Origin of the sequence: Pseudidiomarina andamanensis (assembly GCF_009734345.1) — a bacterium.
GTDB lineage: Bacteria > Pseudomonadota > Gammaproteobacteria > Enterobacterales > Alteromonadaceae > Pseudidiomarina > Pseudidiomarina andamanensis.
Genome location: NZ_CP032551.1, coordinates 62,225 through 74,095, shown reverse-complemented (window position 1 = coordinate 74,095; position 11,871 = coordinate 62,225). Strand labels below are relative to the sequence as shown.

Annotated in this window: 7 protein-coding genes and 1 tRNA gene; 3 read left to right on the top strand and 5 right to left on the bottom strand. The window is 45.6% G+C overall.

Features of this window, described 5'->3' with window-relative positions:
* Window positions 1–23: 23 nt before the first annotated feature.
* Entirely contained in the window at window positions 24–317 is a 294-nt protein-coding gene (locus D3795_RS00260; RefSeq protein ID WP_156265646.1) for a four helix bundle protein, read from the bottom strand.
* Window positions 318–549: 232 nt separating this feature from the next.
* Between D3795_RS00260 and rpsT the strand changes: the two genes are divergently transcribed.
* From rpsT to D3795_RS00245, 3 genes are all read left to right on the top strand, one after another.
* Window positions 550–810 carry a 30S ribosomal protein S20 gene (gene rpsT / locus D3795_RS00255; RefSeq protein WP_126759302.1) on the top strand — a complete coding sequence of 87 codons (261 nt, stop codon included), beginning with the start codon at window positions 550–552 and terminating at the stop codon, window positions 808–810.
* Window positions 811–892: 82 nt separating this feature from the next.
* Window positions 893–969: transfer RNA gene (locus D3795_RS00250), tRNA-Arg, on the top strand.
* Window positions 970–1,055: 86 nt separating this feature from the next.
* Complete coding sequence (locus D3795_RS00245; RefSeq protein WP_156265645.1) at window positions 1,056–2,666, top strand: tetratricopeptide repeat protein; 1,611 nt, start codon at window positions 1,056–1,058, stop codon at window positions 2,664–2,666.
* Here the strand turns inward: D3795_RS00245 and D3795_RS00240 are convergent.
* The 4 genes from D3795_RS00240 to D3795_RS00225 form a co-directional block, all read right to left on the bottom strand.
* Window positions 2,655–4,133, bottom strand: a complete 1,479-nt coding sequence (locus D3795_RS00240) for a tetratricopeptide repeat-containing sulfotransferase family protein (protein ID WP_156265644.1) — start codon at window positions 4,131–4,133, stop codon at window positions 2,655–2,657. The genes D3795_RS00245 and D3795_RS00240 overlap by 12 nt on opposite strands.
* Window positions 4,133–5,695: a tetratricopeptide repeat-containing sulfotransferase family protein gene (locus D3795_RS00235; RefSeq protein ID WP_156265643.1), complete on the bottom strand. Its 1,563-nt coding sequence runs from the start codon at window positions 5,693–5,695 to the stop codon at window positions 4,133–4,135. The genes D3795_RS00240 and D3795_RS00235 overlap by 1 nt, the downstream gene beginning before the upstream one ends.
* 94 nt (window positions 5,696–5,789) lie before the next feature.
* A complete protein-coding gene (locus D3795_RS00230) occupies window positions 5,790–8,615 on the bottom strand; it encodes a TonB-dependent receptor domain-containing protein (protein ID WP_156265642.1) in 2,826 nt (941 codons plus the stop codon).
* A gap of 298 nt (window positions 8,616–8,913) precedes the next feature.
* Window positions 8,914–11,793, bottom strand: a complete 2,880-nt coding sequence (locus D3795_RS00225; RefSeq protein WP_156265641.1) for a TonB-dependent receptor domain-containing protein — start codon at window positions 11,791–11,793, stop codon at window positions 8,914–8,916.
* Window positions 11,794–11,871 lie beyond the last annotated feature (78 nt).

Sequence of the window (11,871 nt, the reverse complement as noted above, 5' to 3'; positions counted from 1 at the left end):
AGAACCCCGTTGTTCGTTATTCGTTATTGGTTATTCGTTACTCGTAGTTTGAGCGATTTTATCAGCGCATTTATAAGCATGAGCGTACGAGATAATAAATCATTTGCAAAGTCAGAGATATAACCTAAGCGAACAGCAATTGTAAGTTGTGTTTCAAGCTCTGAAAGCGAGCCTTTAGCTATGTACAAGAATCGAAGAAAATCCTTAATCGAATGCCTATTCGCTCCCTCAGCAATATTACTCGGAACGCTAACAGCACACCGCCTAATTTGACTACTCAAACCGTAACGTTCTTCATATGGAAACGCTTTAGTCAATTCATAGACATAAACTCACAATTCAATAGCAATTTCTTTGACGATTAAACGAGCTTTCATATCAACCTCCATGTTGAATTCAATCAATCAATTACAATACACCAACCAATAACTAATAACGAATAACTAATAACCAATAACGAACTTCGCTCTTGACTTTAGGCTCGAAAACAGGCATATTCCCCGCCCTACAAAACCATTGCACATAGATAACGAATTTTAGGAGTTCACCTTGGCTAACATTAAGTCTGCTAAAAAGCGTGCGGTACAAGCGGAAAAGAACCGTCGCCACAACGCGAGCCGTCGCTCAATGATGCGTACCTTGATGAAGAAAGTAACTGCTGCAATTGAAGCAGGCGATAAAGCGACTGCACAGCAGGCATTTACTAGCCTTCAACCGGTACTTGACCGTTACGCGACTAAAGGTCTCATCGGTAAAAACAAAGCGTCTCGTCATAAGAGTCGTTTGAACGCGAAAATCAGCGCTCTGTAAGACGCTGTTCGGTTGCGTTACCGACGTACGATTTAGAAAAACCAGCTGCGGCTGGTTTTTTTATGTCTAGTATAAAGTGTATGTCTCCGTAGCTCAGCTGGATAGAGCAGCCCCCTCCTAAGGGGCAGGTCGCAGGTTCGACTCCTGCCGGAGACGCCAGCATGTAACTCATCGCAAAACTTGATCCATTCGTCGCTCAATGGTACAAAATCTACACAACAATAATAATAAAAAGTGTAGTAACCATGACCGATGTACAAAAATTGTTCAAACAAGCTGTCAGTGCCTTTCGGGCAGAACAGTATAAAGAGGCGGAGCATCAATGTCGGCATCTGCTTCGCTTCGATGCCAAGCACCCCGATGTCCTTCATATTCTCGCATTGAGTTTACAACATCAGTATCAGCCCAAAGCCGCCGCCGAAAACTTGAAAGTCGCTCTAAAGCATCACCCTGAACATACGCCGTCTCGTAAAACCCTCATTAATTTGTACATCAAGCACGGCTTTTTCAACTTGGCTGAAGAACATATTCACGAGTTACAACGCCAGTTACCTAATCAATTCGAACCTTATCTGCTTCATGCTCAACTATTTCGCAGCATGGGACTACCCGAGCAAGCGTTGCAAGCTATCGCAAAGGCGAAACAACAGTTATCGCAACCCTCGCCACTGGTTGATTATTTGCTAGCGTGTATTGATTACGATTTAGAGCGTTACCAAGATACTGAAGCGGTATTACTGAATCTCGTCAAACAATTACCTGAATACATTGATGCTCATGTGGCGCTGAATAAACTCTATTGGGAGCATGGTCCACAAGAGAAGTTCTTGACATCTATTGACGCGGCGCTGCAACGCTTACCGCAATCCAGAGCATTAAAATATAGTCTTGCCGCGCATCAACTAATGGCTGGGCGTTACGATAACTGTATTCAGACTTGTACTGACGTATTGTCTAAATTTCCTGACTGGGCGGAGTTTCATCACCTGAAAGGTTCAGCTTTGAGCCGCTTTGACCGCATTGATGAAGCACTCGAAAGCTTTGATAAGGCGCTTCAATTGCAGCCAAATGTGATCCGCCACCGCATTGATATCGCCACAACACTCATGCGCAAAGGCCAGTTTGAATCAGCGCTTGAGCACTTGAAGGCGGCTGAGAAATTACACCCACACAGCCAAGAGGTAATAGCTTACAAAGCACTTTGCCTCCATGCGCTGGAAAACCCTCAGGCTGAACGTCTAAATGACTACTCTAATTTTGTGAAGATCATTCCGTTACAGGCGCCTTCTGACTATGCGTCAACGGAACATTTTATGTCTGAGCTCGCAGAAACATTACAAGAGCTGCACAAAACGCATCAGCAACCACTCGATCAGAGTGTCCGCCATGGTACCCAAACCGTCGGTAACTTGTTCGCGCAAAACCAACCGATATTGCAAACCTTCAAGCAAATGATTGCAACAGCAGCCGAGAGCTATGTTGCGCAATTACCGAATGATCCGAAGCATCCATTGTTATCTCGGAAAACCGATGGCGTTCGCTTCACCGGTGCATGGTCGGTGCGTTTGACTGAAAACGGCTTTCATTCGAATCATGTTCACCCCGAAGGCTGGATTTCATGCTGCACTTACATTCAGTTGCCCAAGCAAGTCAAAGAGGATGACCCGACTCACGCGGGCTGGATTAAATTTGGTGAGTCGGGGCTCGAATTACCTGGTGTTGAGGAGCGTACCTATGCGGTATGCCCTCAAGTTGGCTATTGTGTATTCTTTCCGAGTTATTTCTTCCACGGCACCGTTCCATTTCATGGTGATGGCATACGCATGACGGCGCCATGCGACATATCACCGGCTTGATAGAAACCGCTCGTAGTTTTTGAATCGTCCAGAAGAACGTTGATACAGCGGTTGTCGCACTTGCCAGACACTGGCGGTGCGCACACTATTGTGGCGTTGATGAAACGTCAAGCAGTCACTTTGCCAAGGCAGCCCAAGCCATTCAAAAACCGGACGCAACGTGGCTTCTGGATCGCGCACGAGTTTATCGTAATCAACAACAATCAAGTCATCGCCAAATATCGATTGCCAATGCGCCAACAGCTGCTGTTCCAATTCGAGAAAATCCAAAATATCTTGAATTGAATTCGCATAATTCATCGATGCATTCAAACGAGTAAAGTAAACCGATAAACAGTTATCCAATAACTGGCGCTGCGTCACAATAAACTTGGCATTCGGAACAGCACGTTTAATCAGCCCTAAACGCCAAATATTGTCGGGACGTTTATCGGTGACGATACCGCCGTTCTCAAATCGCGTTTCAACAAAACGCGTATAGTCTTCACCTAGCGTCTTAAAATCCTCTTCAGACATCTTTGAACAATATGCACTTAAACCCTCGCGCTCAACGCTTTGCCATAAGCGCGGGAAGTATTCGAGCTCACCGCCATTGGTTATCGCATCATGTGCGCCAAGCATTTGCTCAAGTAACGTTGAACCGGAGCGATACATGCCGCAAATAAACACTGGTTGCAGGTTGCCTGATTCCGCAGCGGTGAATGATTCTGCTGAAAATGTCTGTTTTATTTCGTTCAACAACCGCAATTGTTCGTTCCGCGACCATGCCGGCATGGTCCGCGCGTTTAAGTTATTGGCTTCACAATAATAATGCCAGGCTTGGTCGTAACTGCCGCAGTCATCGAATAATTTTCCCAACGCATAGGCAATGTCGATTTGTTCATCAAGGGAGCATGCAGCGGCTTTAAAGAAAGCCATAAGCTTGAGAATGAGTGCATCGTCAGCCGTGTCAGCCGTGTACACATCAGCTAGCCGCACATAAGCCATGACGAAATTCGGCTCCTGCTCAATGACACGATTAAAATAGTGTGCTGCATTTGCCTTATCGCCGTCTTGCTCGTAGCTATTCGCTAAATTATAAAGCGCCGGAACATAGTTCGGATTAATGGTTAATGCTTGTTTAAAGGCCTCTTGCGCATGGTCATTATCCAACAATCCCTCGTTATAAATAACACCGATATTGGCGTACACCTCTTCAGCACCATCAATACCTAAAGCCAACGCCCGTCGATAATAATCAATAGCCTGCTCATAGCGTCCAGCCAAACGCGCATAATAAGCACAATTAAATTGTGCGCCGGCATGCGTTTTATGTTCTGCAATATAGCGAAGATAGATATCAGACGCTTGCTCTGGTTGCTTTAGCTGAAGATAAAGTGCGGCCAATTGATCAAGCAGCCCCAAATTGTGAGGCTGCTTAGCCAATTGTTCAGTGAGATACATGAGTTGCTGGTTTTGCACGTGCATCAGTCATTCAAAGCTTGTACAAGGTCCTGCAGATAATCCGCATAAGGTTTGGCACGTCCTACTGCGTGCTTATATACCTTCGTAATCATCGGCTCGCCACGCGCAGTTGAAACGCTAGGCACCTGATTAACCATCACCTTCTCGTCGCTCTCAATCGGCAAACCACAGAAACTCGACAGTTGTGCTTGAGTTGCTTCGGTATTGGCAACCAGCTGTTCATAGGACACATTCAGTAACTGCTCACCAAGCGCGTGATGCCAAGCTTCCATAATGTCTTGATAGTGCCGATAGTAACGGCCCAGTTCAGCTTGATTGTACGCATAAGCGTAGCGACCAGCATATAACGAGCGATAAATTGACCAACAGGTATCGAGAGAATCACGAGAAACATGAATAATCTTCGCAGTCGGTAGTGCCTTCTGAATGATGCCACAATATAAGAAGTTGAAAGGCAGCTTATCGATGACAAACGAATGGCCGTCAGCTACCTCGGAAATTTGTGCTAAATAAGCTTTACCGAGCTCAGTGTAATTCAACTCGGTGATGGCTTGCTCACGCGTTGCGGTGCTGTTTTCAGCTACGTAGCGCTCAATGGCTTGGTTTAACAACAACGGAAAATCAGCGAATTCGCCGAGTGATTTCACCTGTGGGCTTACCGACAACATACGCTCTACTAGGGTAGCTCCGGTATTTGGCATACCGACAATGAACACCGGTGTAACATCAGTTTTCTTGTTGCCGCGCCCCTGGCCTTTCCAAGAATTCGCTACCAAGCGTATCTGCTTCAGCGCTTCAAGTTCTGCGGCTTCGTTGTAAGGTGTGACCTTCTTTTGTAATGCATTACCAACCTCGGCAGCATTAACGGCCAACTCATGTAAGCCTAAATCATCATATTCTTTCGCTAAAGCAAACCATAATGGTGTATCAGCCACCTCTGTTTTGCGTGCGCGTGCTGCCATATCGTCAACATGGTTGCGTGCTTTGGTTTGTTTGCGTAGTAATGAGCGTACATAGAATGCCATCGATGGCGCCTGCTCACTTGCGCATACCGACTCTGTAATTTTTTCAGCCGCTTTAACTTCACCGCTAAACCATGTATTTAACGCTTCATCGAACATCAATACGGTATCGTCGGCATGTTGCTTACGTAGGCGTTTGATGATCGATAACGCGCGTTCTGGCTTATCAAGTTGCGTATAAAAACGTGCAAGCTGTTGTTGATACTTTTGATTACTAGGTTCTAACTGCTCAGCCTGCTCCAATGCCTTGTGGAGCGCTTCGCGCTGTCGCAACCGCTCAAGCACATACAAACGATCAATTTGCAGCACAAGGTGCTCAGGAAGAATTTCAATTGCTTTGTTCAAATAATCGAGCGCCCCGGAAATGTCGCCCAGTTTATTTTTCACTTGTGCAATCAAATGCAGCAAAGGCGCAGACTGAGGTTCGCTTTTTAGTGAAGACTCGAGAAAAGCTAATGCTTCAGCTGGTTGGCCGTCTTTCAAAAGCTTGGTGACATGATTAATTATTGTTTGAATATTCGTGACCTGTGACTGCTCGCTCATGATACAACCCTTGGAGTTCTGTTATTTTTTATAGCGGGAAATAAAAAACGGCGACTAAAAGTCGCCGTTTTATTAAACGCTATTTCTTTCGCTATTAGAAGCGGAAAGTTACGCTTGCGTGGACATAACGACCTAATGTGTCGTAGAAACCAGCAACAGTGTTTGCGTTAGTAGAGATTGAACCGCCTACCAATGGTGGCTCTTTATCTAGGATGTTGTTGATACCAACAAGAACAGAAGTATTTTCGTTCACTTCAAAAGTACCTACTACGTCTAAGTAGCTCTGTGAACCAATACCTTTACCAAGTAATAATTGGTCAACTGTTTCGTTGTAGTCAACGCCACCGAAGTAACGCCATTTCAACTGTGCAGTCCAGATATCATCCGGAGTATAGGTCATAGTTAAAGAGTGGCGCCAATCTGGCTGCGGGAAGCAGTTTGAGTTGATTTGGCCAGCACAATCTTCACCTACGCTATCTGCGTACTTCTCAAGGTAGTATGAACCGTTCATACGAGCAGTAATAGTACCGCCTAACACGTCTTCAAGAGTGTAGTTAGCGTTGATATCAACACCGCTGTACTCTTCAGAACCAACGTTGATGTTAGTTGCACGAACGAAGCCGTCGTTACCACGCCACAAGCTGCCTGAAGGCGCACGGTTTACGTTGTTACAGTAAACTGCATCACCAGTCAAACCACAAAGACGTAAGGTGTTAGACGCACCCAAAGTACCGATAACTTCTTCAATTTCAATGATCCAGTAGTCGGCAGTGAAGTTGAAGTTATCCATTGGGTTCGCAACGATACCGAACGTGTAGGTATCAGCTACTTCTGGTTGCAATTCAGTGTTACCACCGAACAAACCGTTGTACTGAGACGCTGGGTTCGCATCGATGTTACCGTATTGAGATGCACTTACACCAGTGTTCGCACACTGTGCCGCAGTGAACTCAGGAGTATCGCCCGCACACGGGTCAGTACCACCCCACAAACCGATTGAAGTTGCAGCGAACAATTCACCAACGTTCGGAGCACGTACCGCACGGTTGTAGCTCGCACGAACTTTCCAATCAGCAGTTACGTTGTAGTCCAACGCCGCTTTGTAGGTTGTTTCGTTTCCAGAAGTGCTGTAGTCAGAGAAACGTACACCTAAATCTAAGGTCATGCTGTCGATGCCGTCACGGCCTTCAGCAATTGGAACGCTCAACTCACCGAACAATTCTTTAACGTTATAACCACCAACTAGGCTGTTAGTTGGACCACCTTGACCAGCCAACGCACCTTCTTGATAGATAGTGTCAGCAGTACGTTCGAAGTCTACTTCGCGGTTTTCGAAACCAAATACCGCAGCCATTGGCAAATCAGAAGATGGTAAGCTTGCGCCCAATTCACCGGTCACATAAGCGTTCACGATACGCTGTGAAGTGATACCGGTCATGATTGCAACACCACCTAATGCATCAGCAGACTCAGCAGTAACACCACCTGGAGTGAATACATCGTATTCTGCGTTAGCTAACGCATCTTGAACATACTTGATGTAGAAGTCGTTGATATACGCAGTATTTGAAGAAGTTGAACCATACTGGAATGACGCGTCATATGACCAGTTTGAGTTCAAGTAACCTTCAGCACCGAACACCATACGGAACGCACTGTGTTCCAGGTTGTTCATACGTGGGCCACCTTCAACGTTACGCTTACCGATATAAGCACCGATAGTTTCTACGTCCGGACCGAATTGGCTACGGAACTGAGCACGTTGTGCATCAGTGAACAATGGGCTGTTGATGTCGATGTCTTGACGGAATGCATAGAAAGTACCTGACTCAGCGATCTGAGCAATAGTACGGTCATGCATGTAGCTGATTTCCATGTACGGACGGAACGAGTCGTTTACTTCATAGTTAACGAACGCACCCATGGTGTAACGGGTATCAGGACGCATGAAGTGGTTAACTGGCGCGTAGTTATACACGTTAGTACCATCATATGGAGAGAAGCTACCGTCTTGGTTCAATGACCACCAAACTTCTTGGTCTAGATCATATTCACCATCAACAATTGGAGCGAAGAAGGTATTCGGTAATGGTGCAGTAGATGAACCACCACAAGCAGTACCAGCTGCGTTAAGTGCACATGATGAATAATCACGCGTTTCTTGACGCATTTCGTTGATTTGACGCCATGTAGCGTATGCAGTTGCGTGACCTTTACCGTCAGCGAAGCTGCTACCCATGGTTACGTCGATGTTGTATGACTTACCGTCGATGCCGCTGCCGCCAGTTGGATAACCGAAGTTGGCTTCATCCATCAGGCCTTGCATGTAATCGTTGCCGTTGCTGTGCTGATAACCAGAAGCACCAACGTTAACTTCTAGACCTTCAAAGTCGTCTTTCATTACAAAGTTAACAACACCAGCTACCGCATCCGCACCGTAGGTTGCAGAACCACCACCGGTAAGAACTTCAACACGCTCAACAAGCGCGGCTGGAATTTGGTTAACGTCAGGTGCTTGTGAATATACGCCACCAGATTGTAAACGGCGACCATTCATCAATACCAACGTACGGTTTGTACCGATACCACGAAGGTCAAGTGTTGCAACACCTGATGCACCGTTCGCGATGAATGAAGTTTGAGCAGCTTCTACCTGTGGCAAGCTGTTCATCAAATCTTCAATACGGGTAAAACCAGAGTTTTTGATTTCTTCAGAAGAAGTAATTTGTACTGGGCTAGATGATTCATAGTCAGTACGTTTGATACGTGAACCTGTTACGGTAATACGTTCTTGGGCTTCTACTTCTGCTTCGTCACCAGACTGGTCCTGCGCTGCCGCAGTGCCTGACAACGCAAGTGAAGCGCCACCGAACATAAGTGCTAAGCGGATAGACTTAGCTAATTTATTATTAGTATACATACTGTGTTCTCCCTGGATCACTTTATACGTGATTTACTAGGTTTAAAGTCGGCACGTGAACGCCCTCGTGCGTCGACGGTCACGGCTTACAAAGCGTAAACCTTGACCGCTCAGTACTCGATACTAATCAAAAAATTCTATATCGGCAACCTACTTAACGAACAAAAGTTGTTAAATATGATTTTTTTTTGCACATTTAGGGAACTTTTTTTGGTCAATTGGTTAAGCCATAAATAAAAAAGCCCTGCCATTGTGCGGCAGGGCTTTCAACTCATTACTTAAGTAGTTTTTCGTCTACTTAGAAACGATAGTTCAATCCAGCGTATGCACGACGACCAACTAGGTCATACAAAGCATTGCCCACATATCCTGGAGGAGTCTTATCGAAGACGTTACGTACACCGAAATCAACAGTGAAGTTGTCGTTTACAAAATAACGCGCAGAAAGGTCATGCGTTAAAATTGAACCAACTTCGTTTGGAGATACGTTCTCATAAGCTTCTAAACGCGGAGTCACGTCATATAAAGCAGAACGGTCAATGTAGCGCACGTTCCAGCTAAAGCTCGTGTTGTCTAAACGATAAGTATTAGTGAAACGGAACTGCCATTGCGGATCACCCACTTCGCCTTCTTCACGGTCATCAAGATCTGGTTGATCTTGGAACGAGTAGAAAACAAATGAATCAAGGTGGTTGATAAACAATGAGCTTGATAACTCACCAGGTAAATCGAACGCTTGTAGATCTGTACGATAGCGGAGATCAAGTTCGATACCACGAGTCTCTAGAGCCGCTGCGTTCAAGTAACCAGATTCTACAGCAGTAAGCTGGTTGGTTTCTGGATCACGAGTTACCTGCGCACAGTAAGTAGCAGATGGCGCACCTTCTGAATCAACACAGTTATTGATAACTGATTGCGGAGCGATGAAAGTAATCGCATCTTCAATCTCAATGTTATACATATCTAATGTCGCAGTGAAACCTTCGATTGAAGAAGGAGTCCAGACAACACCTAATGTCCATGAGTCTGAAGTTTCTACGTCAAGATTCGGGTTACCACCAGAGATCAAGTTGATACTTACGTTTGTATTTGACTGGAAGTTCTCAGGAACACCCAAGGCGGCACAGTTTGCTGCACGATTTGGGTTTTGATTAACTCGAGTCGCATCACAAGGGTCAGTAATGTTTACAAAACCTGGCGAACGTGGGCTAAACGCTTCTGAAATATTCGGTGCACGTACCGCACGACCGAAAGTACCGCGTAAGCGTGCATCTTCAATCGGTGCCCACATGAAACCAACTTTCCAAGAATCAGCTTTACCAGCATGCGAGTAATCAGCACCACGATAAGCCATATCGATGCTTAACTCTTCAGCCAAGAAAGAGCCGTCAAGAATAGGTAAGTTAACCTCAACGAAATATTCGGTAACGTCATACTCACCATATTGATTCGGTGTTGCCGCATTGTTAGTTAAACCACGACGAGTAAATTCATCTGTTAGAGTTTCAGATGTTTCTTCACGCCACTCGAAACCAAATGCTAAATCAACTGCACCACCTGGTAATGCGAAAAGGTTTTGGCTATCAGTAACGAATGTCGCACCCACATACTCCTGAGTGATTTTGTCGTCACGAACAACATCAGCGCTCATAAAGGCAATAGCTTCAGCAGTCGCATTCTGACCGAACGGGTTGTAAGGCACACATTCGCCGCCAGTATTTACTAAACCAGCATCAGGGTCGCGACAAACAATGTTACCTTCGCCATCACGAATAGTATCTACCGCGGCAGCAATGTTGCCTGGGATTGATTCATTCTCCGTGATACGACGGTTACGCGTTTCACCATAGCCATAGTAGAAGTCGTACTGAAGGAAGCTTTGATCTAGGTTAACTACACCATCAACACCGCCAATATAACGGAATAATTCACGACGGTTTTGAGCTGAGCGGTTACCCCAATCTTCGAAGAATTTGAACATGGTAACTTGGCTTGCACCAGCATCAAGAAGACGTTGACGTAACTCTTCGTTTAAATAAGGGTTGTCGTTAACATTAATGCGGGTAGAAGTCGTAAACGCCGGCTGGAACTGTTGTTGAATATCGGCACGAGTAACTTTGAAATCAGAATAGAAACGCGCTGAGTCGCTTAGTTCGAAATCAATAGTAGATGCCAAGTTCACACGATTTACTTCTGGCTGCAAGTTCACGTATTTCTGCGTAAATGCGCAGGTGTCACAACCATCTGGAAAATAACCAAACAATGCAGAGTTAGTTCCTTGACGAGGCGGCTGAACAACGTATGAGCCGTCTGGTAATAAACCGTAGAAATTATCCCATAAAAGAACACCGTTGCCCGAGATATACTCAGAACCAACATTTGGAACGAAAATTCGATCTGGAATACCGTCTAGTCGGCCAGTATCTTCAGGATTCAAAATAGTACCCCAGCTTTGGAACTGGCGAATATCATCTTCCATTGTTTCTTGAATACGGTTGACGCCGATATGGAATGTCGCATTACCACGACCATTCATAAAGTCGCCACCACCTAAGATACCGAATTCATGGGTACGCGCGCCAACACCTTCAGTAGAGCTGGTGCCGCGGGCGTTGAACTCTAGACCTTCATAGTTGGTACGCGTAATAACGTTGATTACACCCGATACGGCGTCAGAACCGTAGATTGCCGATGCACCACCAGTCATAACTTCAACGCGTTCAATCATTGACGATGGAATAGTAGAAAGGTCAACTGACGCTGAACCTGGTGAACCTGCTACGTGGCGCTTACCGTTTACAAGAACAAGTGTACGACCTGCACCTAAACGACGTAAGTCAGCTGAGCTCACGCCACCAGAAGCGTTACTATTACGGTTTCCGATTAGGGTGTTTGTAGCACCAACCGCTGGTAATTCAGCAAGAATCTGACCTAGATCCGGTGTACCAAACTCACTAATGTCTTCGCTATCAATCGAAATGACCGGTGCCGCTTGTGACAACTCCGGACGAGCGATCCGCGAACCAGTAACCTGAATGCGCTCCTCGACCTCTTTTGCATTTTCTTCTTGCTCAGTTTGATCCTGCGCGTATACCGGTGCACCGACCAATACCGCAGAACTAAACCCTGCAATAAGAATTGCTTGAATCGAGTTCGCTAAAAATGATTTCTTAGCCATGTCTTACTCCCATTATTATTATATTTTCAGCACGGCATTTTTAGTCGTCCACGCTGAAGTCTAAGCGTTCTATTGCCA

Bases quoted from the DNA above. Each gene is read 5' to 3' on its own strand.
- D3795_RS00225 (WP_156265641.1), bottom strand. From the start codon at position 11,793: ATGGCTAAGAAATCATTTTTAGCGAACTCGATTCAAGCAATTCTTATT.
- D3795_RS00245 (WP_156265645.1), top strand. From the start codon at position 1,056: ATGACCGATGTACAAAAATTGTTCAAACAAGCTGTCAGTGCCTTTCGG.
- D3795_RS00240 (WP_156265644.1), bottom strand. From the start codon at position 4,133: ATGCACGTGCAAAACCAGCAACTCATGTATCTCACTGAACAATTGGCT.
- D3795_RS00235 (WP_156265643.1), bottom strand. From the start codon at position 5,695: ATGAGCGAGCAGTCACAGGTCACGAATATTCAAACAATAATTAATCAT.
- D3795_RS00230 (WP_156265642.1), bottom strand. From the start codon at position 8,615: ATGTATACTAATAATAAATTAGCTAAGTCTATCCGCTTAGCACTTATG.